The sequence below is a fragment of the Streptomyces sp. NPDC096311 genome (assembly GCF_044763085.1).
Lineage (GTDB): Bacteria > Actinomycetota > Actinomycetes > Streptomycetales > Streptomycetaceae > Streptomyces.
On sequence record NZ_JBIWFN010000007.1, the window covers coordinates 36632 to 62985 of the forward strand.

Consider the following 26354-nt stretch of genomic DNA (forward strand, 5'->3'; position numbering starts at 1 on the left):
GTGCTTCACAAGCAGAATGCCAGATCCTTTTGTGGGGGGTGCGGTGCCGCGACTCACCGACGCGCGCAAGGAGCTCCGGCGCGCCCAGATCACCGAGGCCGCCGTACGCTGCTTCGGCCGCAACGGCCTGGAGCACACCTCGATCGCCGACATCACCGCCGAGTCCGGCCTCTCGACCGGCTCGATCTACGCCCACTACGACAACAAGGCCGACCTGGTCCAAGCCGCAGCCCGCGAGGTGCTCGCCCAGCGCGCCGCGGTCCTCGACGAGTACGCGGGCAGCGACACCCCGCCCGACCCGGAGGAACTGCTGGCCCGCCTGATCGCCGCCATCGACGTCGTCGACGCCCGGGTCGGCGTGCAGACCTGGGGTGAGGCGACGACCGACCCGGCCATCCGCGACATTGTCGTCGACATGACAGACCGGCTGCGCGCACTGCTGCACGACTGCGTCACGGCCTGGCTGGTCAAGGTCGAGCGCCAGGAGCCGGCCGAGGCCCGCGAGCGCGCCACCCCGATCGCTCACCGGATCGCGGCGCTCTACCTGGCCGAACTACTGTACGCCGCCTTGCGATCACCGACCGAGGAGACAGCCTTATGACCGCCCTGACCGCTTCGTTCGCCGGCCGCACCGTTCTACGGGTCGGCTACGGCGCACTACAGCTCGAACGCCTGCATGACCGCCGCGACGAGGCGGTCGAACTGCTGCGTCACGCGGTCGAGTTGGGCGTCGACCACGTGGACACCGCCGAGTTCTACGGCTTCGGTTTCGCCAACGACGTGATCCGCGAGACGCTGCGCCCCGAGGACGGCGTCCTGGTGGTCACGAAGGTCGGCGCCGACCCCGACCCGGGCGGGCGGTTGCCGCTGCGGCTGGCGCAGCGCCCCGAACAGCTGCGCGCCAGCGTCGAGGACAACCTGCGCAGCCTCGGCGTCGACCAGCTCCCGGTGGTCAACCTCCGCCGCCTGGACACCGGCCCCGGCCTGCGTCCCGAGGGCGACCAAGTGGTCGGCCTCGATGACCAGCTCGCGGTGATGACCGGCCTGCGCGACGAGGGCAAGATCGGTGCGATCGGTCTGAGCAGCGTCACCCTCGACGGCCTGCGCCGCGCTCTGCCGGCGGGCATCGCCTGCGTGCAGAACGCGTACAGCCTCGTCTCCCGCGACGACGAGGACATGCTGCAACTGTGTGCAGCCGAAGGCATCGCCTGGGTGCCGTTCTTCCCGCTCGGCGGGGCCTTCCCAGGTCTGCCCAAGATCACCGAGGAGCCGGTGGTGCACGCCGTGGCCGAGTCCCTGGGCGTCGCACCCTCCCAGGTCGGCCTCGCCTGGCTACTGCACCACGCCCCGAACGTGTTGCTCATCCCCGGCACCGCCGACGCCGCCCACCTCGAGGCCAACCTGGCGGCCGGCAAGATCACCTTCGAAGCCGCGACCCTCGCCACCCTCGATGCCATCGAGTCCCGTCCCAACGAGCTCCCCATCGGCTGACCGGAACCGTTCATAGGGCGGATCATGAAGGCCATCATCTGCCGCCACAACGGCGGCCCCGGCGTTCTTCGCCACGTGGACCGTGACCTGCCCGCGCTCGGCCCTGGCGAGGTTCGCGTCCGGGTTGCCGTGTCCGGGGTCAACCCGACCGACTGGCAGGCGCGCTCCGGCGTCGCCCACCCCAAGCGCTTCTCGGAGGTCACCCCTCACCGACGGCGCCGGCACGATCGACGCCGTCGGTGAGGGGATCGACCAGAGCCGGGCCGGTCAGCGGGTGTGGGTGTTCATGACCGCCGCCGGGCGGCCGGTGAAGGCACGCAGGGCCAGCTCGATCCTGATCTCCTCGCTGTCCAGGACCGCCTGCAGCCGGCGCAGGACGATGTCGTCAATGATGCGCTGGTCGCGCAGACGGATCAGGGCGCTGCGTTTGACGCCGATCAGGGCACGGCGCAGTTCAAGCCCGGTCCGCACGCCGGGCCCGGTGCCGGGCGGTCCTGCGTCCTGGGCAGCGTATTGGCGCAGTTCGCTCCGGATGGCGTCGGTGGTCTCCTGCGGCGTATCCAGGCGGTCGGCGTAGTCGGGAAGGACTGCCAGCGCGGCAGTGACGATCTGGCGATGGGCGCTGCGTTCCTCGCTGGTCTCGTCGGGATCTCCGCGCAGTCCGGACCAGCGGATCACCGCGGGCATGGTCGTGCCCTGGACGACCAGCGTGACCAGGATGACGGCCACGGCGGTGAAGACCACCAGGCCATGTCCTTCGAGCGGCCGACCCGCGGCCGTGGTGGCCGGGACACCGAGAGCGGCCGCCAGCGACACGGCCCCGCGCACCCCGCTCCAGGCCACCGGAAACCTTTCCCGGGCGCCGGAGCGCAGCGTGCGCTGAACCGGACGACGGTCGACGGCACGGAGCAGGTAGGGCACCGAGTACAGCCACAGCAGGCGCGTGGCGATCACCACGCCACCGACCAGCGACGCGGTGACCACGGCGTGTCCCAGGGAGGCGGAGCTGATCGCGCTCACGATGGCGGGTGTCTGGATGCCCACCAGAACGAACAGGGCGCTGTTGAGGATGAAGGTGCTCACCTCCCAGAAGCCGGTGATCTGCACTCTGACCCCCGCGCTGGTCACCTTGGGGCCCGCCTGGCTGAGGATGAGCCCGCAGGTGACCACCGCCAGGACGCCGGAGACACCCAGCACTTGAGCGGGCAGGTAGGTGGCGAACGGGGTGAGCACGGTCAGGGCGCTCTCCCACACGCGGTCGCGCAACCGTCTGCCCAGTGCCACCACGGCGGCGGCGCAGGCGGCGCCGATCGCGATACCGCCCGCGTAGGCCGGCAGAAAGCGTGCGGCGGTGCCCGTCCAGGTGACAGCCTGTCCCTGAACGGCGACCCCGACGACCACCGCGTAGAGGGCAAGTGCGGTGCCGTCGTTGATCAGGCTCTCCGCCCTCAGGACGGTCTGGATCCGGCGGGGCAGGAGCCGGGCGACCGACTGCACAGCGATGGCGTCGGTGGGGGCCACTACAGCGCCCAGGACGAGGGCGAGCGGCCAGGAGAGGCCCAGCGCGTGCCCCACCCCGGCCACGGCGGCAGCGGTGGCCAGCACCAGACCGGTCGCGAGCAGTACGATCCCGCGCAGATTCGTCCTGATCTCGCGGAGCGAGGTGGTCAGTGACTCCCAGTAGAGCAAGGGTGGCAAGAAGAGCAGCAGAACGACCGGGGGCGGCAGGACCAGCGTGCGGAACCCGGGGGTGAGACCGATCAGGCAGCCACCCGCCACCAGCAGGACCGGCTCGTTCCAGCGCAGGCGGCGAGCCAGCCACGTCATGGCCAGCACGGTCGCGAGAATTGCCGTGATGACTTCCAGGCCCCGCATGCGGCACCGCCTTCCCGATGGGTCAGGCACCCCCTTGCCTGGTTGTTCAGCCCTGGGCGAGTTCCGCCAGGGCGTCGAGACGGGTGGGCGTCCAGCCGAGCTCGCGGCGCGCCCGGGCGCCGCTGAACTGCTGGTCGAGGGCGAACGCCTCGGCGATCGGGCCCATCCGCCGTACGGCCTCCTCGACGGTCAGCGACTCGATCCGGTCCGGGCATCCGGCGGCGTGGCTGAGGGCCCGGGTGACGTCCGCCAGCGGAAGATTCTGGCCGCCGACCCCGGCGTAGACGGAACCGGCCGGGGCGTTCAGGGCCAGGGCGTACAGCTCGGCGATGTCGTCGACGTGGACCAGTGCCCAGTGGTTGGAGCCGTCCCCGATGCAGGGCACGGCTCCCGCGGTGCGCCCCGGCTCGACGAAGAACGACTGCGCCAGTCCGCCGGAGCGGCCGTAGACCAGCCCTGGCATCACGACCACAGGGCGCTCTCCGGTGGCGGCCCGGGCGAGCACCCGCTTCTCGTTCTCCAGGCGCCAGGCGGTGATACGCGGCGGGCTCAGCGGGGCGTCCTCGTCGACGACCCCGTCAGTGTCGCCGTACACCCACACCCCGCCCGTGTGCACATAGGGTCCGCTTCCCACGCCGTCCTGCAAGGCCGCCGCCGCCGCGCGGTCGACGTCCGCCGTGCCCTCGGCGTAGTCCACCCCGAGGTGGATGACCCCGTCGGCCCTGCGGGCCGCCTCATGGAGGACATCGGTGTCGCTGAGCGCCCCCGCAACCGGGGTGGCACCGAGGTCCGACACGGTGCGCGCCGCGTGCTCGCTGCGCGCCAGCGCCGTCACGCCGATGCCGTGCCCGGTCAGTGCACGGATGGTGGAGCGGCCGATGTAGCCGGAGCCGCCTGTGATGAAGATCTGCATCGCTCTCACGGTCCTTGTGGTCGGCGGCGGGAGATTCCGCCGCTCCTCCACCCTGTCTCCGTGCCGCGGCCGGCGTCCAAGACCTCTTCCGTCAGCGGTGATACCCCCAGGGCATCAGCGCTGGAGCATGGAAGGACGAGGGAGCCCCGGACCTCGCGACGTGTTGCAGCTTCTCCTCGACGCAGGCGACCGAGGGCCGCGGTCCGGCACCTCGCCGCCGGTTCGCTCGGGGAGGTCACACCACTCGGGGACGGCGTCGGGGTCCCGCGGGAGCCGCTCGGGCGCCAGATCCGCGTCGACGGCCGCGGGCCGTCAACTGCCAAAGGACGCGCGCCTGCTGCCCGCCGCCAGGCAGGCGCTGTGCCGGCTTGTGGGGGGGGTACGGGTCCGGAAAGTTCGAAGGGGGCTCGACGACACCGGAGTCCACGCCAGGGTGAGGCCTGCGGTAACGGTGTCAAGGTCCTGGCGGAGGGACCCGCGGCCAGCCCTAACCCCCAGCACAGCCGCGCGGCCGGACAGCCGCCCAGCTCCACCGCGAACGACCGCCTCCACCCCGTAAGGCCGCTGTACCCGAAGCAGAACCACGCCCCGTCGGCCGCCCAACGACCGCTCGTCCAGCATCCGTTGATACGACCTGTGCTCCCGTGCGGCCCGTTTGCGACAATCCGGGCACCACTCCGGCCCGCCGACGGACACCGCCTTCACCACTACGACGTCCGCGCAGGCGTTCGCGCGCTCCACTCGCACATCGATCCCGGAAAACAGCACACCCCCCACCGTTTTCCTCCCTGTCCTGGGGATTCACGCAACGGCGGCCAGAACCAAATTCCGGCGAGGGTACACAGCACCGAGAAGCCGACGCGCATCCGCCGGTCCAGCCGGAAGATCCGGCTACGGCCGATCCGGTCCCCCAACGGCCCCAGCAGCGCGGCGCCGCACATCGCACCGACGATCGCGGCAGCCGAGATCAGTCCCTGCAGCGCGGAGCCGACCGCGAAGTCCTTGGCGACCGGCGGATCGGCCACCCCGATTCGTGCACAGCCGCTGGGTGAGATCCGCGTGGGGCAAGGCACTCTCCTGCCCCTCATGATCGGACACGGCCGCGCCGGGCAGCGGGCGCTTCGGCCGCTGGAGGCGCGAGATGTTCCTACCGGTGCTCACCACGACCCCGGCATGCGCTCGATCGCCACCATGGCGGCGTCGTCATCCAGATGTCCGCCGGCGTGGTGCAACAGGTCCGCGCACAGGTGGGCCAGGAGAGCGTCGGGCCCCTTGCCGGACTTGCCGGCCACGCGTTCCGCGAGCGGGTAGAACGTGCCGTTCCGGTCGCGGGCCTCGATGACGCCGTCGGTGTAGAGAAGGGCGATGTCGCCGGGCTCAAAGGCGAACGTTTCCGGGAAGAGTTCGGATTCCACGAATTCGGTGAGACCCAGAGGAGGCGCTGAGTGTCTCACCTCGAGCAGGCCGACCTGGCCGCCGCGCAGCAGCAGGGGCGGGGGGTGCCCGCAGTTGATCATGTGAAGGGCCGGTTCGTAGTCCGGGACGTCCAGCACGGCGGCGGTGATGAATGCCTCGCCGCGATCCTCTGCCTCGTCTTCGGGGGTCGCGGGGTCGTCCAGGTCCGAGGAGACGGTTCCTTCCAGGAAGGCGACCAACGCGGGCAGGTCGGCCTGTCTGTGGGCCGCGGCCCGGAATGCGCCGAGAAGGAGGGCGGCGTCCCCGACCGCCTCGAGACCCTTGCCCCTGACATCGCCGATGACGATCCGGGTTCCTTTGGCCGTGCGGGCGGCGGCATACAGGTCGCCACCGATCTGCGCCTCGGTCTCCGCGGCCAGGTAGACAGAGGCGATGCGCAACGGGCCGATCCGTTGGGGAATCGGCTTGAGCACCACTTCTTGTGCGGCCATCGCCACCGAGCGCAGTCGGCTCACTTCCCTTTCATGGCGTCCTCGCAGGTGGGCAAAGAAGGTCACGAGCGCTGACATCAGGATCAGGACGATGAGCTGGAAGGTGTGGTTCAGATCAATAAGGCTGGTCCGAATCACCGCGACCACGGTCTGGGCCAGGACGGCGAGCGCGCCGATGAGACCGGTCGCCCAGGGCCCTGCGAACGACGCGGTGAGAGCAGGTGCGGCGACCAGAAAGGGCCCGAGGTGGACGCTGGGCGGAGCGAGTATGTCGACCACCGTGACAATCGCGATCAACGCGATCGGTACCGCCAGCAGGACGTGACGTGGCTCCCCTGACAAACCTTGATCTTTACCGAGTCGTCGAGAAACCATATGTCCTGAATACACCGCATCGCGCCCCGGCGCCCGCGCCGACAGGCGGCACTCCTACCGCGCCTGCCACGCCCCACAGCCGGAGCGCCGATCACCAGGTCCGACCGTGACGCGGAAGGCGCCCTTGCCCTGGTCGGCATGGCCCAGACACTGAACGAGCGGGCGGCCCCGGCTCGTCGCAGGCGCGACGCTCGCCGAAATCCCCCACTCGATTGATCCCCCCCAACGCCGCAGGTAGGCGCGGTTGTCGCGACACTGACGCGACCCTGACGGCGCCGCGGTCGGCCGGATCCGCGCCGATGGGTCCGCGCCCATGGATCCGCGCCGATGGATCCGCAAGCTGCCGGATGCTCTGGGCGAGGTCTGCCGGGGCAGCGGACGGGCACGGTCGCCGGACGGCGGAGGCGGGTGGGGAGATGGAGGCGGAGATGGAGATGGATCTTGCGTCCGTCCCGCGGCCCGGGTACCCGCACTCGCCCTGCCACGCATCGGGACGATGAGACCCTGGGCCGTTCGCGGGGCAGCTTCAGCTCCAGGATCCAGCACGCGAGCGAGGGCCGACGGCGGCCGCTCGCATTCGTCATCACCCCTGGCCAGCGAGGTGGCACCCCTCATATGGCCGATGGTCTCACCCCGGACCGGCTGACCCGCACGGTCAGCGACGACGGCGACACCACCCCTCCACCGGCTCCGGGCGGCGGGTTCGGCCTCATCGGCATACGGGAGCGCACCCAGTCCTCCGCCGCCCACCTGCAGGTGGGCCACCGCCCCGTAGGTGGCTTCGCCGTGACCGCCGAAGTCCCCATCCACTCCAGACACCCGCAAGAGCCCCATGACCATCCGCGTGCTGCTCGTCGACTACCAGACCCTGCCGCGGGCCACCTTCCGGATCCTGCTCGACTCCTGCGAGGACATGGACGTGGTCGCTGCGGCCACCGACGGCCTCGCCGCGACCGATGCCATCCGCGCCGACGCGCTCCTCGACGGCATCCGCACCGTGGCCTCCGGAGAGATCCCCCGTCCCCCGTGCTCCCTCATCACGCGATCACGCCCACTTCGACAAGAACGCCTACACCGACCGTCACACGGCGGAGTGCTGGATCCATCGCCCGAAGCGCCAACGGACAGCGGCCACGAGGTACGACGAACTCGCCGTCGGCCACGAAGCCACAGTCACCGTCACCATCACTGGCATCAACGAGTGGCTCTGACGACGTTGAACGCGAGTACCGCGACGTGGTCAGATACGCCCGTCGTACGCGCGAACCTGTCATCCCGGGAGATCCGTCGTGCCCTACTACCTGCTCACAGTGGAGAGCTCGCATCGCACCGGCTTCGGCCTCCAGATCAAACCCACCGTGCGGATCAAGGATCTGGCGTCACGGGTGAAAGACCTGGACATACCGATGCCGGGCGACAAGCTTCTGCTTCTCTTCCCGGGCGAGGGGACATGGCAGGCGCCGCTGGCCGGGTTCGGCGTCGAGGCGTGGAGCCGGGGCGGCGTTTACTACAGTCACAGCAGCCCGTCGGACCCGGAATTCACCGTCACCATAGGCGGCAACCGCGAGCCCGCGGATCTCCCCGTGGGCACAGAGATCTGGCTGGACGACACAGCCCCTACGGGAGGCCACCGGACGAAAGGCTGGCGGCAGATCATCGAGGACATCACGTCGGCGCCGTGGTGGCACGCAGACCCGGACAGCATCGAGCCGCCTGTCCCGGATCGCTAACGCCTCGTCACCTCGGCCACGCGCACCATGAAGGCCAAGCACTTCAAAAACGCACCCCAGGCTCGTGACTACCGCGAGCGCCATGCCGTGGACGGCGGGGTCAACCGTCTCAAACGTCACCGGGCCGTGGCCACCAGGTACGAGAAGCTTGCCGTCCGCTACGAGGCGACCGCGCTCGTCACAGTCCTCAACGAATGACTGTGATCAGCACTTTCCCCATAGGACCCGGGCCAGCCGGCCTGGAGCCGTAGCCGCTGGACGGCGCATAGCGAGCGTCGGCAATCGCGCTTGCCCGTGGCGCTCACCTCCTTGTCCGGGCATCGCAGGTACAGGCGATCTCCACTTCGGCTCTGCAGATCCTCCGCCGACGCCCTCGGTCGTCAGGACCGGCAGGGCCGGCAGGCAGATGGCCAGCTTCATGCGTGTCTCCCCCGTGGCTTCCGGCCGGATCAGAGCACACGTGTGCAGGTGCTGCCGCCATGTGTCCCGGCGGGTGAGGGCACGCGATCGCCCTTCAACTCCCCACGTCACGCCGGTACTTCATGACCATCTGTGGTTACCTGCCTGCACAACCGTACTCATGACTCGCCGCCACGTTGACCACGTGCGTGTCACCACGACGGATTGTCCCGCCGAGAGCTGACGCCCCGCTCCGGCACCTGATCAATTCCCTCCTCGCCGCACCGTGCTGCCAGCTGCCCCTGCGCCACGGTCGGAATGGAATCCTGGCCTGCTTGCGGCGCAGTCGGGGGATGCGGGAGTCCATGGTCCGTCTTCTCTCGTCCCCATCGCCTATGAGTGGCTGCCTTCGGGTGGCCAGAGGATTTCTCCTCCGCAGTGGCGGAAGTCCGGCACGGTGGTACATCTTCTTTGCCTGAACCAGATTCAGGGAGCGCGGTGGTTCGAGTCGGCAGGCTTCTCCTCGACCGGGTGCGGCGGTGCGGCACACCATCGCGACTGTCAGGTCGGCGACGATGTCCACGGTCACCCATGCCGTGCTGTTCACTCCCCGGTCTCTCCTGGGCGAGTCCGCTCGACGTGTGCCGCCGCCGCGAGAGACCCCGCGCCCACCCTTGACACGAACTGCCGGTGAATCATGGCAACATTCCAGGATATGCAAGTACATTTCCGACCACCGCTTCGAGATGTCACCGGCAGACGGGGGTGAAGGATGAGCGCGGACGACCGCGTCGCGGTGACAACCGGCATCGCACGACTGCACGCGTCGCCCGGACTTGCCGGGCCCGGACGGCTCGGGCTGGTGACCAACCACACCGGCGTCCTCCCCGACCTGCGCCCGGCCGCGCCCGCGCTGCTCGAGGCCGGCGCGCGGCTGGTCGCCCTGTTCGGTCCCGAGCACGGGCTGCACGGGACCGGCCAGGCCGGCGAGAGCGAGGCCGCTCAGGCGGACCCGACCAGCGGCCTGCCGGTCCACGACACATACCGGTGCAGCGGCGAGCGCCTCGACGAACTGCTCGTCGACAGCGGCGTCGACGCCCTCGTGTACGACCTGCAGGACATCGGGGCCAGGTTCTACACCTACGTGTGGACCATGTTCGACCTGATGGTCTCGGCGGCTCGTACGGGCGTACGGTTCGTGGTCGCCGACCGGCCGAATCCCCTCGGTGGACTCGTCAGCGAGGGCCCGCTGCTCGACCCGGCGTGGGCCAGCTTCGTCGGGCGCGCGGCGGTACCCGTCCGCCACGGTCTCACCTGCGGTGAACTCGCCCGGCATCTCAACGGCTCGGCCGTGCCCCAAGTGGCGGGTAATGCCGCCGACTTGACGGTGATCGAGGCTGCCGGCTGGCGACGCGCCATGGACGCGGAGGCCACCGGCCTGCCGTGGGTTGCGCCCTCGCCGAACATCCCGACGCCGGTCACTGCCGCGTTCTACCCCGGCACCTGTCTGTTCGAGGGGACGAATCTCTCGGAGGGCCGTGGTACCACGCAGCCCTTCGAGATCGTCGGGGCCCCGTACATCGACGCGCGGTTCGCGCCCTCGCTCGCCGAGCTCGCCCTGCCTGGAGTGCACTTCCGTGATCTTCGGTACGTACCGACCTTCCACAAACACGCCGGACGGCCACTGCGCGGAGTCCAGCTCCACATCACCGATCGCGAGGTGTTCGCGCCCGTGCGTACCGCCGTCGCGATGCTCGCCACGCTGCGCCGGCTGTACCCGGACGACTTCGACTGGCGTACCTCGGACGGCGTCGTGGAGGGGACCGGCCACCGTCACTTCATCGACCTGCTGTGGGGGGCCGACCGATTACGGCGCGCCGTCGACGCGGGCGACGACCCGCTGCCGCTGTGCGATCCGCCGGCGCCGCCCGGCCGGTGGGCCGGCGACGACGTGCTGCTCTACTCCTGAGACCTCCTGGCCCGCCGCCGCGACGCGTTGCCCTCTGCCACCACCAACGCCACGCCCAGCCCCGTCGCCGACGCCGCGGGCGACGTTCGACGCCGTCCGTGATCTGCGTATGGAAGGACAACCCCATTGATGACGACAACGCCGTCGACGACCGATCGCACGACGACATCCCGGCTCGAGATTCGTGGCTTCGGCGCGGGCGACGGCCCGGGGTTGGTGGAGGCGTGGCGCCGGAGTGCGCCGGCCGACTCCATCACCCCGGACCGCTTCCGCTCCCTGGTGCTGCTCGACGCCAACTTCGATCCGGAGGGGCTTCGGGTCGCCGTCGACGGCGACCGTGTCGTCGGCGCGGCCTACGCGGTGCGCCGTCTGACGCCGATGAACGGCACCGATCTGGAGCCGGAGCAGGGCTGGATCCCGTTCTTCTTCGTCGATCCGGCCGTCCGCGGGCGCGGCCTCGGCCGCCGGCTACTGACCGAAGCCGTCGACTGGCTGCACGGCCACGGCCGCACCCGGGTGGACTTCTCCTCGTACACCCCGAACTACGTCCTCCCCGGCCTGGACGCCGAGGCGTACCCGGAAGCGGCCGGGCTCCTTGAGTCCCTGGGCTTTCGCACGCTGTACGAGGCGGCGGCGATGGACCGCGGCCTGGTCGGCTATCGCATCCCGGAGGATGTCGCGTGCCGCCTGGACGAACTGACGGCGCAGGGCTACCGGTTCGCCACTCCGCGCGACGACGACCTGGTGGACCTGTTCGCGCTCGCCGGGAACCACTTCGGCCCGGACTGGGCGTGCACGATCCGGCAGTGTCTGGCCGCGGGCACGCCGCTCGACCGGATCGTCGTCGCCCGGGACCCTTCGGGCCGCCTGGTCGGCTGGGCGATGCACGGCACGTTCGATGCGGTGGACGAGCGGTTCGGGCCGTTCGGCGTGCTGGAGGAGATGCGCGGCACCGGACTCGGCAAGGTCCTGCTCCACCTCGTCCTGGAGCGGATGCGGGCGCGCCGTGCGCACTCCGCGTGGTTCCTGTGGACCGGCGAGCAGTCCCCGGCGGGCCACCTGTACCGCAAGAGCGGCTTCTCCACGACCCGGGTGTTTCGCGTGATGCGCCGGGAGACCGCCCGATGACGCCGTCACACCGAACCGGTGGTCTGAGCCGCCGTCATTTCGCGCTTGCCCTCCCCTGGGCGCTGCTCCCCCCGGCCCTGCTCGCCTCCGGATGCGCCGCGCCGTACCAGGGCACCGGGCGGCCCGGGGATCCGATCGTCCTCACCCTGCTCTCCCACTACGCGAGCGGGACACTCAAGGAGGCCCTGCAGCGCCCGGTCGACGAGTGGAACGCCACTCATGACCGGGTCAAGGTGCGGACGAAGGCCGTCGAGTTCACGGATCTGCTGACCACGTTCATGGTCCGGCAGGCGGCGGGTCAGGGTGCCGACATCCTCCACCCGTACTGCCTGTGGAACGGCCAGCTCGTCCAGGCCGGCGTCCTGCGGCCCGCTCCGTCCGAGCACGCCGAGGAAATCAGGCGCGGCTACGGCAGGGCCGCGGTCGGCGCCTCGTCGGTGGGGGGCAGGATCTACGGCTACCCCACCGAGGTGCAGACGTACGCCCTCTACTACAACAAGCGACTGCTGCGCGAGGCCGGCATCGAGCGTCCCCCGCGCACCTGGCGTGAGTTGGAGGATGCGGCCTACCGCACCGCCAAGCGGGACCGGTACGGCAACACGCTGGTGCAGGGATTCGGGCTGTCGACCTACGACGACTCCACCACCGTCGGCCAGACGCTCGCCCTGCTCAACGCCGCCGGCGGAACGTTCGTCTCCACGGACGGCAGGAGGACCGCCATCGACTCGCCGGCCGGCCGGGCCGTGTTCGATCTGGAGCACCGCCTCGTCGTCAAAGGCGCGAGCGCTCCCGGCGTCAACGTCTACAAGGCGTTCCAGTCCGGACAGGTGGCCATGGTGGTCAGCGCCGGCTGGTGGACCGGAAGCCTGAAGACCGAGATGGGCAAGGCCTACCGCGATGTCGGGGTCGCTCCGCTGCCCGTCCCTGAGGCGGACGACAAGCGCGCCACGCTCTCCACCGGCTTCATGCTGGGGGTCAACACGGCCAGTGAACACCCGGGCGAGGCCTGGGAGTTCCTGCGCTGGCTCAACACCGAGAAAGTGGGCACGAAGAGCGCCAAGAAGGGTGCGACAGCGACCCGGATGAGCTCCCTGCAGGTGTCGGTCGGCTCTCTGACCGGCCGCGCCGACGACATGCGGACACTCCTGAGTGAAGGCAGCGATCCGAACCTGCGCCCGTTCCTGGACGCGCTGGCGTACGCGGTGCCGGAGCCGAACGTACCGGGCGCGCAGCAGGCCAAGTCGCTGCTGCGCAAGAACATCGAGGCGTTGTGGACCGGTCAGCGGTCGGTCGACGAGTCACTGCGCACCATCCGCCGTCAGGTCGATCAGGAGGTGTCGCGCTCGTGGTGAACGCTTTGGCGCCGGAGACGACCGAGCGGGTGCACAGCCCACGGGGCGCCGGGTCCACCGGGTCCGCCGTCGACGGCCGCCGCCGGACCCGGCCTCGACGCCGCCAGGCCGTCGTCGCCTGTCTCTTCCTGGCCCCGACGTTGTTGTTCTTCGCGGTCTTCCTGATCCTGCCGCTCGGCTTCGCGCTGTTGCTGTCGATGTCCCGCTGGGCCGGGTTCGACCTCGGCGACATCGATCCGGTCGGCCTGGACAACTTCACCGACCTCTTCGTGGACGGATCGACGTTCCTGGCGCCGATCCTCACCAATACGCTGCTGTTCGCCCTGGGCACCGTGGCCCTCGCGCTCGCCGGCTCCGTGCTCGTCGCCAACTGCATCGACAAGCTGCGGTTCCAAGGGCTGTGGCGCACCCTGTACTTCCTGCCGATCGTCACGACCGTCGTCGCCATCGGCAACGTATGGAAGTACATGTACGAGCCGGGCGGCCTCGTCAATGGCGTCCTCAACGCCCTCGGGCTCGGCTCTGTGGCGTTCCTCCAGGACCCGGACACCGCGCTGCCCGCGGTCGTGGTCGTACAGGCCTGGGCCTCGGTCGGCACGGCGATCCTCATCCTGACCGCCGGGCTGAAGTCCATCCCCGAGTCGTACTACGAGGCCGCCGCGCTCGACGGTGCCGGGCCCGTCATCGTCTTCTGGAAGATCACACTGCCACTGCTGCGGCCGTCTCTGCTCTTCGTGTGCATCACGCAGTTCATCACCGGCCTGCAGTCGTTCGCGCTGATCATCGTGATGACCAAGGGCGGCCCGGGTGACGCGACCAATGTCGCCGCACTGGAGATGTACCGCCAGGCCTTCTCGTACGGCGACTGGGGCACTGCGAGCGCCGCCGCCTTCGTGCTGTTCCTGGTGGTCCTCGTGGTCACCCTCGTGCAGTTGTGGATCTTCCGACGCAAGGGGGAGGACACATGATCCGCCGCCGTTTCCCGTGGTTCTCTTATCTGGTGGTCGTGACCGGCGCCGTGCTCACGGTGGTGCCGTTCCTCGACATGGTGATGACGTCCTTCAAGGGGCCCGGCGAGTCCGGCACGCTGCCGTACCGGTTTCTGCCCGAGGCGTTCGACCTGTCCAACTACCGGGCGGCGATCGACCAGCTCGATCTGCCGGTGCTCTTCCGCAACAGCGTCATCGCCACCGCCCTGATCACCGGATCGGTGCTGCTCACGTCGTCACTCGCGGGCTATGCGCTCGCCAAACTCCACTTCCCCGGCAGGAACTTCGTCTTCCGCCTTGTGCTGTCGACGATGATGTTCCCCCCGTTCCTCTTCTTCATCCCGCACTTCCTGATCCTGGTGCACTGGCCGTTCGCGGGCGGCAACGACCTGTTCGGGCGTGGCGGCGCCGGCCTGACCGTCAGCATCACGGCGCTCGCCATGCCGTTCCTCGTCAACGGCTTCGGGATCTTCCTGATGCGCCAGTTCATGGTCTCGATCCCGGACGAGGTCCTCGAGGCCGCGCGCATCGACGGGGCCGGCGAGTTCGCCGTGTGGTGGCGGATCGTGGTGCCGCAGACCAAGCCGGTCATGGTGACACTCGGGCTGCTGACCTTCGTCGATGCCTGGAACGAGTACATCTGGGCGCTGCTCGTCTCGACCGCCAACCCAGACGTGATGACCCTGCCCGTCGGCATCCAGCTCCTGCAGGACTATGTCGACCCGACCCGCACGATGCCCATCGTCATGGCCGGCCTCGTCCTGAGCATCCTGCCGGTCCTGATCCTCTTCCTGCTGCTGCAGAAGTACTACATCCGCGGCGTCATGCTCAGCGGCCTCAAGTGAAGTACGCGACCGCCGACACCACGCTGACCGCCACCTCTACTCACTTTCCGTTCCAGCAGGCCCCCTCAGGCCGCCACACCTATCGTGGAGGGGAGGAAGGGGCGACTGCACATCGTCGATGTGTACGCCCAGGGCTGCAACGTCAAGGAGCGCGTCATGTCGCGCAGCAGCAACGCCGCCATCCTGGAGGGCTTCGGATCAGCGGTGAACACTGACCACCTCGGCGAGCTCGAGGAATACGTGGCGCCCGACTCCGTGGACCACGATCCGGCCCCAGGACAGGTTCCGGGACCTGAAGGCTATGAGGAGATGTTCGGCACGATGAGGCGGGCCTTCCCCGATCTGCACATCGAGGTCGAGCACGTCATGGCCACCGACGACGAAGTCGCGTTCTCCTACACCATCACGGGCACACATCTCGGTGAACTGATGGGGCACAGTCCAACGGGAAAGACGGTGAGTTACCGAGGCATGCAGATCAGCCGATTCGCCGACGGGAAGATGGTCGAGCGCTGGGGTAGCAGCGATGAGCTCGGCATGCTCCGTCAGCTCGGTCTCGCCTGATCAAGTACACACCGCCGGGCCATCGGGCGGTCGGCCTTCGACTCGGCGCGATCCCGCCCGGGCCATCGCGTTCGTGCCGGTCAGATCCTTCGGGTCCAGGCGCCCTCCTGGGCCTGCTTGAGGAGGTCCTCGATGGCGGGCGGCCACACGTTGCGGTAAGTGCCGTCTTCGGCGCCGATGACGGAGACCATCCTGTCGATGATGTCCTGCGGGTCGAACTTACCCGCCATGATCTGGGCGAAGTTGGCCCTGACGTCGTCCTCGCGGGTGAAGTTGACCGCGTCGTCGTGCCAGCGGTAGGTCGTGTCGGCCATGCGGTCGTTGAAGCCGGTCTCGTACGGGCCGGGGTTGATGGTCCGGACGGTGACCGGTGGGCGCGAGCTCGTCGCGCAGGGTCGCGGCGATGGCTCCGAGTGCGTGCTTGCTGGCGCAGTACGCACCCAAGCCCGGTGGCGGTCATCAACCCGCCCATCGAGCTGACGACGACGATGCGGCTGGCGGTGCCGGTGTCGACGAACTTCCGGATGGCGCGCTGGGTGAGTTCGAGGTTGGAGAGACAGCTGTCAAAGCTGCCCGATCCACAGCGTGAGGCGCTCTGCCAGATCTTCGGGCTGGAACTACCTCACCGTTCCGTTCCACCCACTGAACGACGACATCCACACCGAGGAAGCAGAACCCTGTTCAAACTGCTCGGGCCAGGCCAGGCCCGGCGGTGCACCATGTCTCGCTGCACCGACGTTTCGACGGCATCGTTGTACCCGGAAACCCGGGCTCGCGAGTCCAGCTCTCTCGCGATCGACATCGACGACACATACTTCACCTGACGGGCAGGACCAGAAAGCAACAAGCGGCTTCCTGGGCATCCTGGCGTCGGTGAAGCTGATCCTCATGCGGAGCAAACGGCTCGTCCGGGCGATCCCGGCTCTGCGACGAACCAGTCCACCAAGTCGCGGGGCGTTCGGCATCAACGTCTCCGGGCCCTTCCAGGCTCCGTGAGGCGCAAACCGAGCACCCGGCTCACTGGCTGTTGGAGGAGATGTGACCAACCTACTCTCAGCAGTTCTCGAGGCCCATGGCGGCACGGAGCGGTGGGGCCGGCTCGCAACCGTGACTGCCACCATCGTCAGTGACGGAGAGCTCTTTGCGGCCAAGGGCCTGCCCCAGGACCTCCAGCCACGCCGGATGACCGTCGACATGCACAAGGAACACGCTTCAGTGCGCCCTTTCGGGGCTCCCGCACAGCGCTCGGACTTCACACCGGACCGCATCGCGATCGAACGCGCCGACGGCACCGTCGTAGCCGAACGTTTCCATCCACGAGCGTCATTCCGGGGACACACCCTGAAAACGCCCTGGGATCCACTGGACCGCGCCTACTTCAACGGCTACGCCCTGTGGACGTACCTGACCACGCCGTTCTTCGCGATCATGAACGGCATGGGCGTAGAGGAGGCGGAACCGTGGAACGAGTCGTCAACTGAGCGATGGCGTCATCTGCGGGTCACTTTCCCGGCCGACATCGCAAGCCACAGCACCGTGCAGGACTTCTATTTCGGGGACGACCTTCTGCTCAGGCGCCACGACTACCACGTTGACATCGCCGGGGGCTTCGCGGCCGCGCAGTACGTCTACGACATCGACGAAGCAGACGGAATCACGTTCCCGACCAGGCGTCGCGCGTACCTCCGCCGGTCCGACGGGCGTCCCGACCACGATCACCTCATGGTCAGTATCGACCTGCGCGATGTCCACTACTCCTGACAGCACCAGCCAAGCGGAGCCCTGGTTCCTCGCCGAGGAGCGCATCCGGGTGACAGCAAGCCCTGCTCACCCTCGCCCGCCTCCGCAACGGCCACCCTTACACCCAGCTACTCCGTGGGTCGTTCCTGCAGAACACATCCGTTCACGGAGGAGGCTGCCCTGCTGCGGCAGGCGGCTCAGGCGCCCAGAAGCGAGGTACAACGGCGAGCATCACGCCGCAGGACCGGCTGTCAGACCTGGTCGGCGCTAGCTAGCCCTCTTGCGTGCACGATAGTTGCGCAGGTTGGCCGCGTTGCCGCAGACGTGGACGTCGTGCCAGACGCCGCTGTTGTTGCGGGAGCGGTCGTAGAAGGCAGTCAGGCAGCGTGTGTTTCGGCAAGACTTCAGGCGGCGCAGAGTGTCGGTGCACTGCGCCTGGTAGACCTCGATGAGGGCGAGTGACGCCACCTGCCGCCATCCCGTACCGCGGGGCTCGGCGTGGATGACCCCGTGCTCATCGAGCCGCAGTGCGGTGGGCAAGGTCATCAGGGAAGCCGCCGGGCCGCCCTCCGTCGCCGAGTCACCGAGCTGGGCGTGGAGGCTCTGACGCAGGTCGTGACGGAAGTCGCGCAGGCCCTGCGCGTCCTCGGCTGTCAGTTCGATGCCGGGTGCGGGCCGGTGGGTCACGCCACTCCAGCTCTTCAACGCCTGGTCAAGCCAAGCACGGGCGGCCTCAGCGGTCTGCAGAAGGTCAGGCTCCCGGGGCTTGCTGGCGGACAGTGTGTTGAGCAGGTCCTGCACGAAGGCCAGCCCGCCCGGGGCGGGCTCCAGGCCATATCGGGCTGTCGCAGTCCAGGACATTCGCGGATCTCTTTCGGTGACGGCAGCTACAGCAACATGTCCATAGCCTATTTACTTATTACGTCTGAAAGTGTAACTCTCCGAATGACGAGCGACAGCTTCCCGAAGTTCCGCGTAGGGTCCGGCGGGTTCGCCCATGCGGGCTGTGCGGCTCGGGTGCGTCGCGGACAGAAGCATCCGGACGTCGGATACGCACTCGGCTGACGCCTCTTCGCCCTGGGCGCCCCGACCGTTGCGCGACCAGGCGGCCAGGCGCGGCCGCTCAGCCCTTGGCGGACCTCGCCGAGCCCCACAGCGCGCCCTGGTTGACGCGGCCAGGATGCAGCTCCAACATGCCGCGGTAGAGGTCGAGAGTGGTCGTGGTGCGCTCTGCGACCACCTCGAAGTCGTGGATGTAGCGCCGGGTCTCGGAGATTGCCTTCGGGTCGTCCGGACGGTCGGGGTTCTTGTGTCCCGCGACCACCGCTGCTGGCTCCAGCGCGGCGATGGTGTCGAGCGCGTTCAGCCAGGCTCGCCGGCCCTCGGCGGGCGATTCGGCGAGATAGAGGTGAACATCGTTGTAGACGGCGTCTCCGGCCACGACCAGGTCGATCGACGGCACGTGCAGACAGGTGGTGTCATCGGTGTCTGTGTGCCCGAGCCCCACGACGACAAGGTCATGGCCCTCCAACTCCAGCCGATCGTCGGCCAGCGGCTCCGCGGCCACGAGCCTGTCCGGGATCTGGCCGGGGAAGCGCTTGTCCCAGAACGACGCCACGAACTCCGGTGCCATCTGCTTCTTCATCTGCTCCACCACCGCCGGCGTCGCCACTGCGCGCGCTCCGGGGAAGCGTTCAAGAAGGGTGCCCAGCCCGAACCAGTGGTCACCGTGCCCATGGGTCACGAAGACCGTGGCGAGGTTCATGCCACTCGCCGCAACCCAGTCGGCCAGCCGGTCGGCCTGGTCGGCAGTCATCAGCGCGTCGACCAGCACCGCATCGCGCTCGCCCGTGATCAGTGTGGCCGTGATGGGCGACCACATGCGCCGGGGGACGTCGGGCGGCAGGTCCGCGATCTCGGTAGGGATCGACGGCGCCACGTGGACACTCCAGCTCAGTTGCGCTCCGGGCATGATCGCTTCCTTGGGACTCAGAGGCAGCTACGAGGGAGCTGTAACCGATCAGCCATGTCGATACTTGTGAATGCTGCCTGGCCTGTCGTACTTCTCCAGCCGAAAGTAACTCGACTTAACGACAGAGTCAAAATGCATATGGTTATGTTGCATGGTCGTCGTTGCGCAGGCATTGAAATCCGCTGCGCAAGCGGACCGCCGCCGCAGGTACGTGACCAGAGGACCGCGCGGGCTGCACGTCGCCCCTCAGGGAGGAGTCATCATGACCGCATCCGCGCCCAGCTCTCTGGAGTACGAGACCTTCGTTTCCGACGGCACACCCCGGGCCGGCGAGGAACGCTGCCGAACGGCGCCAGACTCGTTTCCTCATCGCTGACCTCAACCCTGATCCTCGGGGAAGACGACGCCGTGCTGGTCAATCCGCTTTTCACCCGTGATCAGACCGAACAGGTCGGTGACTGGGTCGAGCGGTCCGGCAGGCGCCTGACCCACATCTACTCCACCCACGGGCACGGCGATCACTGGTTCGGCAGCGCGGAACTCGTGAAGCGATTCCCCAGGGTCACTGTCTACGCGACCCGCGGCACCATCGAGGTCATGCAGCAGCAGGCCACCGACGGGCGCGAACAGATGTTGGGACAAGCGCTTCCCCGGCCTGATCCCCGACAGCCCGGTTCTGGCCCAGCCCATTCCCGCCGACGGCTTCCAGTTGGAGCGCAATCTGGTCCAGGCCGTCGAGGTCGGACACACGGACACCGACGAGACGTCCGTCCTGCACGTACCGTCCATCGGTCTCATAGTGGCCGGCGACGTCGCCTACAACGGGGTGCATCAGTACATCCTCGAAGGCGGCGATGGCGGCCTGCGGAAATGGCTTACGGCCATCGATCGCGTCGCCGCGCTCGAGCCGCGCACGATTTCTTCGACCGGATGACAGGGCTCTACCCGGATCTGCTCAACCCGGGTCCGGTGTGGTGTGGAGCGATCGGGCTACTGGGAAAGTGACCCGGAGAAGCCGTGATGGCGACAGAGCGGCGGCTGACACGAACGGTGCCAGCGAGACATCGTCGGTCACCTGAGTAACTTCACGCTACGGAATCCGGGTGCTCGACCAGGCCAGTGAGTCGAAGGTCGACAACACGTCACCGCGGCTTCAGGAGGGGGCCGTCCCGCGGCCCCCATCGCACGACGATGTGGCAGCCGAACTACCGCCCACTCGCCGCCATCTGAGGCCATGAACCGCGCGGGCGCCGTCCCGCCCCGCCCGGCTCGGGTCGCGCCCCTGCCGGCCGGCAGCCATCCTGAAGGGAGTACCGACCGCCCGTGACCAGGGCAGGAGCTGCCAATAGAGCGCCGCCCAGCACGCCGTAGGCGGGCGTCGCCCACCGAGGCGTCCTGCCGCGCCGCCGCCCTCCGCCTCGGCATGCAGCTGACGCCCCCTGCGCAAGAGGGATTACATCTGGTCCCCTGCACCGCCTGGTCCCGTCCAGACCAGACACGTTCGCTCCAACCGCGGGGCGTCCGGGGCGATGGGCACCCAGCGCGCGACGGTGACGCCGCGGCAGGCCACGCGGCGGGCTGCGGACCGCGAGACGTGGAAGGCGGCCGTTCGAATCTTCCCCCCACCCTGCGTTGCAGGAGCCCGGTTCGAGTTCCCTTTTCCCGGAGGAACTTCAGATGACCACGCGTACCGACGTCATCGACCACGCCGCCCGGCGGCTTGTCGTGGGGCTCCCCACTCCCTACGACGCGGCCCGCGAGCACTACGAAACCCACGTCCCCGAGGCCGATCTCAGGCGCTTCGACGACATGCCCTCCTGGCAGGCCACGCTCGAACTGGCCGAGATCAACGCTCCGCACGGCTTCATGCGCTATTACCGCAGCGACATCACCGCGGTGATGACCGGATCGGTGTCCTGTTGGAAGGCCACCCAGTACCTCATGGGCAACCACACCATCGCCGAACGCATGTACCGCCACGACCCATCGGTCATGCTCCACGCCCCCCTGCGGACCCTCCTGTACATGGACCTCGACGGCGTCACGAAACTGGCCATCGACCAGCCGAGCCTGCTGTTCGCCAGCTACGGCGACCCGCGCATCACCGACGTCGGCCGCGAACTCGACGCCCACCTCGCCCGACTGGTCGCCCTGCTCGGCGGCGAGGTGCCCCCGCACCTGACCCAGTGACAGTTCCGGACGGTCGACATGCCGCGAGCGCGATAGGGCCCAGCAGTTGTTGACGCGCCCGTCTCCCCCTCGGCCAAGACAGCCAGGCGCAAGGCACTCGCCGACGCCGCGCCCTGCCGTCCGCGTTCACGAACGTCCGGCGCAAGCGGGGTTACTGGTTCGTCTCGTTCCAGGCCGAGGAACGCCTCGGTCATTCCCCGGCCGCCGAACAGCCGGAGGCGGCCGCCGACATCGACGCCCCCAGCCCGAATTACTACGTCGCTGCCCGTTACGATGGTATGCGTGGCCGGGGGCCTTGAGTCTCGGAGGTCGATTCCGTTGGACGGTCCTGCCGGGAGCGGCATCGCTTGCTCCACATGACGTCAGTCAACTGCCGTTCGTGCGGCAATAACCTCACTGGTCAAAGGGCTGGCTGAGGCCGTCCTCGGTACGGTCGGAGCGGTGTCCGACGCGCGTCGGGGTTGGCCACTGTGGGCATGCACGGTTTGCGCGCCTGGAATGATGGCTGCTTTGACTCCAGTAGCTGTCGCCGATAATTTCGCGTTCATGTCTGATACTCCGCGCCTTCCAGGGCTGAAGTTGGCCGAGGCGGATTGGTTAGTGCACGCCGCGTTGGCGGTCGGTACGGAGCGAGGCTTCCCTCCGCTGGCGGTGGCCGTTGTCGACGTTGCCGGAGAGGTGATCGTCCTGCGGCGAGACGATGGTGGTATGCCCATGACCAGCCGAATTGCTGTGGCCAAGGCGCGCACAGCACTCATCGCGCTGAAGCCCTCCAGCCAGATCAACCTACCCGGAGGGATCGTCGACAGCATCCAGCACCTCTACGGCGGCGACTTCGTCCCGTGGGCCGGCGGTGTTCTGGTCACCGACGGTGAGTTGATCCTCGGTGCCGCAGGCGCATCCGGTGCCCATGCTCTCGAAGACGAGGAGGCCGTGCAAACGGCAGTACAGCGGTGGCAGGAGAACCGTTCCGTAGATGGCCAGAAATGAAGCCGACGCGATGATGCCAGGCAACCCCCTGGGGGCGAGTTCGCATCGCGCACGAACCCGATAACGCTTGGCTCGACGGACAACAGGACCTGGTCGCGACTTTGCTCGGGTGCATGGCCGCGCGACAGCCTTAGCCAACCCCTGCTCATGCAGTGATCACTTCGCCGGCCAGGGCACCGGAGAAGCAGTTCCGTACGCCCCGGCTTCGTCCCAGGCCATGACAACGCGATGGAGATCCATCGTTCGGCCGGTGTCCGTTGGCGACGTCCTCAACCCAGCGTGAGCCATCGGATACCCCGGCGGTTGACTTCCCATGCTTCCTCCCTGGTGATCGGCTCGCGCCCCGTCGCCTTGCGCAGGAAGCGAAGCTGACCCCAGCCCAGCTTCTCCAGTGCCGCTGCCCCATCCGGTCCGAGCAGAAGATCCTGCACCAAATCTGCTGCCTGGGAAGTCAGCCACGGCTCGCGCCCCAGGGCGTCCGCCAGGTCCAGGCCGTGCACGGCGACCTCAACCACGCGCGTCAGCAGAAACTCCGACAGGAGCATCGGATCGCCGTGCCGGGTGCGCACCACACGCCCTTCGGGCTCGGCCCGGCACAGTCGGTCCACCTGTCGCCAAGTGGCGTTGAAGTCCTCGGCAAGCACGGCACCGCTGAGCCGCTCGGTCGCATGATCCTGGGCCAGAGCGATCCGAGCCGCGTTGGTGTCCGGAGCGAAACGGTCGTCGGGCCGGTAGTACTCCACTGCCGAGACCTCGGCACGGTTCGGCGCCGGCGCGGCCAGCATGCCCGGCAGCCAGGCAATCACCACCCGGACATGCGCCAGCAACTCGCTCACTTTCCACGGTGCACATCGCGTCGGCAGACCCCACTCGACCGCCAAAACCCCCGTCATCGCCTGCGCGAGCTGCCCCGCCTCAAGACGAAACGCTTCAACTACCCGCCCCTGCTCCATGCCGATCAAGCTACCCAACCAGAACAGGCGCAGCAGGAGACCTCAAACGCGCTCCGCCTCCTGGGAACGATCGAGGTCGCGTCTGGCGCACGTCGGAGCTGCTCACTCCCAACGGGCTGACCCGCGATTGATCTTGGGGCGTGCCGGCCTGGGGTTCGGCTGGTGGTGGTTCACTCGCAGATCGGCCCGTTACTCGTACCGGTACTTCAGCGAGTCCGCCTCCGCCTGCTCGATGTCGGTGATCGTCAGCTCCGGCATCCGCAGCTGGGCCAGCGTCACCTCGGCCGAGGTCGGCTGGGCGTCCGTCGGCAGCCACTGCTCCGGCTTCCAGGCCCCGCTGCGCAGCAGCGACTTGGGGCAGTGCGGGTAGACCTCCTCGATCCCCAGCACCAGCGCACTGGCCGGCGGCTTGCCTACGGCGGTCAGCTGGGACAGCAGCTCCGGGCGGGTGGAGACGACAGCCCGGCCGTTCACCCGCAGGGTGGTGGTCCGCCCGGGGATGACGAACAGGAGCCCGGCCCGTCCGGTGGCAATGACGTTCTGCAGGGTGTCCAGCCGCTTGTTGCCGGTCGCGTCCGGTATCGCCACCGTCCGTGCGTCCAGGACGGCGACGAACCCGGCGGGGCCGCCGCGCGGCGAGACGTCGCAGTTGCCCTCGGCGTCCGCGCTGGCGACCAGGACCAGCGATGAGCAGCCGATCAACCGCCGTGTCTGCTCGGTGAGTTCGGTCATCTGCTTGCGCACAGCGGCGTCGCCGGGGAGTTCGTACGCCCGGCGCAATGCCTCCAGGTCGGGCACGGCGTCGAGGCGGAGCGAGTCGAAGGCACTGCCGGCAAGAGGTGTCGTCATGCCTCCGACCCTAACGAGCCGACCTGCGATCGATGTTGGTCGGTGGGGGCGGGGACATGGAGACGGCCGCGCAAGTCGTCTGGTGCGTGACGATCGAACAGGCCCGCGCGGCCATGTCCCATCCTGACTTCTGCGGGATGTCGCGCCAACATCTCGGCGAGTTGACCGCGGAACTCGCCCCGCACTGGGTAGCGCCCTGCGTGTCCGGGCGTCATGGGCGACGTGACGGCGACCGTCGGCGGGAGGCGGGGGCCGGGCCGAAATACGAACCGGTCTTCAACGACCGGCTCCTGGTGACACTGGTCCATCTGCGGACCGGGCTCACCCATGAGGCGTTGGGCGTGCTCTACGAGGTGGGATCCTCCACGATCGGCCGGGCCATCCGGGAGGTCCGCCCGCTGCTGGCGGACCGTGGATTCGCCGTCCCCGACCGGCCCGGGCATCCGGTTGCGGACCCTGGACGACATGTTCGCCTACGCCGCGGCCGAGGACATCACCTTGCGGATCGACGGGATGGAGACCCAGGTCCGCCGCCGACGGGCGGGCCGTCCCGGCCGGCGGGCCTTCGTCTCCGGCAAGCGCAGGCAGCAGCACACCGTCAAGACGACCATGATCAGCGACAGCCAGGACCGCACCCTGTGGTCCGGGTCCCAGCGCCCCGCCCGGACGCACGACCAGACCTCCGTGCGCACCGAGGGCATCGCCGACCGGTTCCACCAGCACCCCGGCGTGAGAGCCGAGGCCGACGACGGCTACCGCGGCCTGGCCAACGAGTTCCCCGACCAGGTCAGCACCCACCCAGGAAACCGAAGGACATGAAGGCCCGAACGAGGGGCCGGTCACCGAACGCTACGGCCGGCGCGAGGAAACGACTCCAGTCCTCGCGCCCTGCGCCGAGCACGCCAACGCCGAAGTCCGCCAGTGGCGCCCGCTCCAGCGAAACACCGGCCGCCGAGGAACCTACGGCGAAACCCACCTCGCCATCGCTGCCCTGGTCTCCGACCGCGCCGCCAAACGACCCACCCGGCACAGCCCGAGCACCGAGCTGGTACACGTCCGCGCCACGGCCTGCTGACCCACCTGCTTGCCGAACCCGCAGACCAGCACGCCCCAGGATCAATCGCGGGTCAGCACGTAACCGTGCGCTGATTGATCGCATGCGGCTAAGGGAGCTCAGTCAACCTCTGCTCATGCAGTAATCACTTCGCTGGTCAGAAAATTGGATACGTCATTTTCCGGCCGCAGCAGCGCGCGCTCGGCTGCTGAACCGGGTGTTATCACCAGACTAAGCTGGCCGGATGCAGGGGATGCGCACTTGGGTGTGCTGGAGCGCCTAGGGCGTTGACGAACGTAGCGCCGTCCGTCCGCGGGCCAGACGGGACTTGCAGGCGGAGCCCGGGATCGCAGGGCGTCGCGGGTCAGCCTTTGGAGGGACGTGGGGCCCGCAGGTGCGCCCGCTCCTTCAGCTCCTCCTCGTCGACCAACTTGAGCATCGGCTGACCCGGCGCGCACACCATGGTCACGACGAACTTGGTCGGCGCATCCGACAGGGCGTTGCCGTCCTGGTAGTGGATCACGTCACCACCCGGCTCCCAGAACGTCCCACCGGCCTCGACCACACGCTCCGGCTCGCCTTCGAGCTCGAACCGGACCGCGCCCTCCATCACGTAGCCGAACGACGGCCCCGAGTGACGGTGCGGAGGGAGCCCGGGGTGACCAGGAGGCCAATCGACAAGGATGGTCATTCCCGAACCACCCTCGGGGAAGAAGGGCGGAGTGACGTCTTGCAGCAACTGGACTTCGGGCGGCAACGAGATTTCGTGCCCCTCGTCGGCGGTCCCGTGCACTGGGTTCTTCTCTGACATGCACCACACCTCCGTAACCCTGCCTGAAATGGACGAACTTGCGTCGACCGCTGTGTCTGGACCAGTGAAGCGATCCACTCGTTCGTCGGTTCCGGGCTCACACAACTTGCTCCATCATGAGGACCACAGCCCGCATCCGTGACACACCGTGCGCCTTCTGCCTCGCTCAGATAGTCCCGAGACCACTCTGCCTCCCGTCGGCGACCACCACAATCCGGGAGCCTGCGGCATCGAGAACGCATCGCACCATGTCATCGG

At 68.5% G+C, this 26354-nt stretch carries 27 protein-coding genes and 2 pseudogenes; 19 read left to right on the forward strand and 10 right to left on the reverse strand.

What is annotated here, in order from left to right; all coding sequences use genetic code 11:
• Positions 1-43 precede the first annotated feature (43 nt).
• The 3 genes from ACIRA5_RS19000 to ACIRA5_RS19010 are packed head-to-tail and all read left to right on the forward strand — an operon-like array spanning position 44 to position 1734.
• Positions 44-601 (forward strand): TetR/AcrR family transcriptional regulator, encoded by a 558-nt coding sequence (locus ACIRA5_RS19000; protein WP_403692016.1) that lies wholly within the window; start codon positions 44-46, stop codon positions 599-601.
• The gene (locus ACIRA5_RS19005; RefSeq protein ID WP_403692019.1) at positions 598-1491 is read left to right on the forward strand and encodes an aldo/keto reductase; all 894 of its coding nucleotides are present in this window, start codon (positions 598-600) and stop codon (positions 1489-1491) included. Before ACIRA5_RS19000 ends, ACIRA5_RS19005 begins: the two co-directional genes overlap by 4 nt.
• Before the next feature lie 24 nt (positions 1492-1515).
• Positions 1516-1734 carry a hypothetical protein gene (locus ACIRA5_RS19010; protein ID WP_403692022.1) on the forward strand — a complete coding sequence of 73 codons (219 nt, stop codon included), beginning with the start codon at positions 1516-1518 and terminating at the stop codon, positions 1732-1734.
• A 24-nt stretch (positions 1735-1758) separates the two neighbouring features.
• Here ACIRA5_RS19010 and ACIRA5_RS19015 read toward each other — a convergent pair whose 3' ends face one another.
• From ACIRA5_RS19015 to ACIRA5_RS19030, 4 genes are all read right to left on the reverse strand, one after another.
• Complete coding sequence (locus ACIRA5_RS19015; RefSeq protein ID WP_403692024.1) at positions 1759-3366, reverse strand: Na+/H+ antiporter; 1608 nt, start codon at positions 3364-3366, stop codon at positions 1759-1761.
• A gap of 46 nt (positions 3367-3412) precedes the next feature.
• The gene (locus ACIRA5_RS19020; protein WP_403692026.1) at positions 3413-4279 is read right to left on the reverse strand and encodes an NAD-dependent epimerase/dehydratase family protein; all 867 of its coding nucleotides are present in this window, start codon (positions 4277-4279) and stop codon (positions 3413-3415) included.
• 707 nt (positions 4280-4986) lie between these two features.
• Entirely contained in the window at positions 4987-5304 is a 318-nt protein-coding gene (locus tag ACIRA5_RS19025) for a hypothetical protein (RefSeq protein ID WP_403692028.1), read from the reverse strand.
• Between the two features lie 132 nt (positions 5305-5436).
• The gene (locus ACIRA5_RS19030; protein WP_403692029.1) at positions 5437-6561 is read right to left on the reverse strand and encodes a PP2C family protein-serine/threonine phosphatase; all 1125 of its coding nucleotides are present in this window, start codon (positions 6559-6561) and stop codon (positions 5437-5439) included.
• A gap of 1289 nt (positions 6562-7850) precedes the next feature.
• On the opposite strand from ACIRA5_RS19030, the gene ACIRA5_RS19035 reads away from it, so the two are divergent.
• From ACIRA5_RS19035 to ACIRA5_RS19070, 8 genes are all read left to right on the forward strand, one after another.
• On the forward strand, positions 7851-8291 hold the full coding sequence (locus ACIRA5_RS19035; RefSeq protein WP_403692031.1) for a hypothetical protein: 441 nt from the start codon (positions 7851-7853) through the stop codon (positions 8289-8291).
• Between the two features lie 27 nt (positions 8292-8318).
• The gene (locus ACIRA5_RS19040; RefSeq protein WP_403692034.1) at positions 8319-8489 is read left to right on the forward strand and encodes a hypothetical protein; all 171 of its coding nucleotides are present in this window, start codon (positions 8319-8321) and stop codon (positions 8487-8489) included.
• 973 nt (positions 8490-9462) lie between these two features.
• Positions 9463-10659 carry an exo-beta-N-acetylmuramidase NamZ domain-containing protein gene (locus ACIRA5_RS19045; protein ID WP_403692036.1) on the forward strand — a complete coding sequence of 399 codons (1197 nt, stop codon included), beginning with the start codon at positions 9463-9465 and terminating at the stop codon, positions 10657-10659.
• 129 nt (positions 10660-10788) lie between these two features.
• Entirely contained in the window at positions 10789-11787 is a 999-nt protein-coding gene (locus ACIRA5_RS19050) for a GNAT family N-acetyltransferase (protein WP_403692037.1), read from the forward strand.
• Positions 11784-13139: an ABC transporter substrate-binding protein gene (locus ACIRA5_RS19055; RefSeq protein ID WP_403692039.1), complete on the forward strand. Its 1356-nt coding sequence runs from the start codon at positions 11784-11786 to the stop codon at positions 13137-13139. Before ACIRA5_RS19050 ends, ACIRA5_RS19055 begins: the two co-directional genes overlap by 4 nt.
• Complete coding sequence (locus ACIRA5_RS19060; protein ID WP_403692041.1) at positions 13133-14107, forward strand: carbohydrate ABC transporter permease; 975 nt, start codon at positions 13133-13135, stop codon at positions 14105-14107. Before ACIRA5_RS19055 ends, ACIRA5_RS19060 begins: the two co-directional genes overlap by 7 nt.
• Positions 14104-14973 (forward strand): carbohydrate ABC transporter permease, encoded by an 870-nt coding sequence (locus ACIRA5_RS19065; protein WP_403692043.1) that lies wholly within the window; start codon positions 14104-14106, stop codon positions 14971-14973. The genes ACIRA5_RS19060 and ACIRA5_RS19065 overlap by 4 nt, the downstream gene beginning before the upstream one ends.
• A 156-nt stretch (positions 14974-15129) precedes the next feature.
• On the forward strand, positions 15130-15537 hold the full coding sequence (locus ACIRA5_RS19070) for an ester cyclase (protein WP_403692046.1): 408 nt from the start codon (positions 15130-15132) through the stop codon (positions 15535-15537).
• A gap of 80 nt (positions 15538-15617) precedes the next feature.
• On the opposite strand, the gene ACIRA5_RS19075 is transcribed toward ACIRA5_RS19070, so the two are convergent.
• A complete protein-coding gene (locus tag ACIRA5_RS19075; protein ID WP_403692047.1) occupies positions 15618-15851 on the reverse strand; it encodes a hypothetical protein in 234 nt (77 codons plus the stop codon).
• A 135-nt stretch (positions 15852-15986) separates the two neighbouring features.
• Here ACIRA5_RS19075 and ACIRA5_RS19080 point away from each other — a divergent pair, with 135 nt between their 5' ends.
• Together ACIRA5_RS19080 and ACIRA5_RS19085 are read left to right on the forward strand one after the other, a co-directional pair.
• Positions 15987-16361, forward strand: a complete 375-nt coding sequence (locus ACIRA5_RS19080; protein ID WP_403692048.1) for a hypothetical protein — start codon at positions 15987-15989, stop codon at positions 16359-16361.
• Between the two features lie 283 nt (positions 16362-16644).
• Positions 16645-17298, forward strand: coding sequence for a hypothetical protein (locus ACIRA5_RS19085; protein WP_403692049.1), 654 nt, complete (start codon positions 16645-16647; stop codon positions 17296-17298).
• Positions 17299-17544: 246 nt separating this feature from the next.
• Here the strand turns inward: ACIRA5_RS19085 and ACIRA5_RS19090 are convergent, their stop codons facing one another.
• Together ACIRA5_RS19090 and ACIRA5_RS19095 are read right to left on the reverse strand one after the other, a co-directional pair.
• Entirely contained in the window at positions 17545-18138 is a 594-nt protein-coding gene (locus tag ACIRA5_RS19090) for a CGNR zinc finger domain-containing protein (protein WP_403692052.1), read from the reverse strand.
• A gap of 262 nt (positions 18139-18400) precedes the next feature.
• A complete protein-coding gene (locus ACIRA5_RS19095; protein ID WP_403692053.1) occupies positions 18401-19249 on the reverse strand; it encodes an MBL fold metallo-hydrolase in 849 nt (282 codons plus the stop codon).
• Positions 19250-19393: 144 nt separating this feature from the next.
• On the opposite strand from ACIRA5_RS19095, the pseudogene ACIRA5_RS19100 reads away from it, so the two are divergent.
• The 4 genes and pseudogenes from ACIRA5_RS19100 to ACIRA5_RS19115 form a co-directional block, all read left to right on the forward strand.
• Positions 19394-19777, forward strand: a pseudogene (locus ACIRA5_RS19100) (hypothetical protein); the annotation flags it as partial.
• A 181-nt stretch (positions 19778-19958) separates the two neighbouring features.
• Complete coding sequence (locus ACIRA5_RS19105) at positions 19959-20183, forward strand: hypothetical protein (protein WP_403692771.1); 225 nt, start codon at positions 19959-19961, stop codon at positions 20181-20183.
• A gap of 743 nt (positions 20184-20926) precedes the next feature.
• Positions 20927-21439, forward strand: coding sequence for a hypothetical protein (locus tag ACIRA5_RS19110; protein WP_403692055.1), 513 nt, complete (start codon positions 20927-20929; stop codon positions 21437-21439).
• Positions 21440-21985: 546 nt separating this feature from the next.
• Positions 21986-22429, forward strand: coding sequence for a heme-binding protein (locus ACIRA5_RS19115; protein ID WP_403692057.1), 444 nt, complete (start codon positions 21986-21988; stop codon positions 22427-22429).
• Positions 22430-22698: 269 nt separating this feature from the next.
• Here the strand turns inward: ACIRA5_RS19115 and ACIRA5_RS19120 are convergent, their stop codons facing one another.
• Both ACIRA5_RS19120 and ACIRA5_RS19125 read right to left on the reverse strand, forming a co-directional pair.
• Positions 22699-23382: a maleylpyruvate isomerase N-terminal domain-containing protein gene (locus ACIRA5_RS19120; RefSeq protein WP_403692731.1), complete on the reverse strand. Its 684-nt coding sequence runs from the start codon at positions 23380-23382 to the stop codon at positions 22699-22701.
• 189 nt (positions 23383-23571) lie between these two features.
• A complete protein-coding gene (locus ACIRA5_RS19125; protein WP_403692060.1) occupies positions 23572-24231 on the reverse strand; it encodes an MSMEG_1061 family FMN-dependent PPOX-type flavoprotein in 660 nt (219 codons plus the stop codon).
• Between the two features lie 137 nt (positions 24232-24368).
• Here ACIRA5_RS19125 and ACIRA5_RS19130 point away from each other — a divergent pair.
• Both ACIRA5_RS19130 and ACIRA5_RS19135 read left to right on the forward strand, forming a co-directional pair.
• Positions 24369-24587, forward strand: a pseudogene (locus tag ACIRA5_RS19130) (transposase family protein); the annotation flags it as partial.
• Positions 24588-24642: 55 nt separating this feature from the next.
• Positions 24643-25050: a transposase family protein gene (locus tag ACIRA5_RS19135; protein WP_403692062.1), complete on the forward strand. Its 408-nt coding sequence runs from the start codon at positions 24643-24645 to the stop codon at positions 25048-25050.
• 599 nt (positions 25051-25649) lie between these two features.
• On the opposite strand, the gene ACIRA5_RS19140 is transcribed toward ACIRA5_RS19135, so the two are convergent.
• A complete protein-coding gene (locus ACIRA5_RS19140) occupies positions 25650-26096 on the reverse strand; it encodes a cupin domain-containing protein (RefSeq protein WP_352047557.1) in 447 nt (148 codons plus the stop codon).
• Between the last annotated feature and the right edge of the window lie 258 nt (positions 26097-26354).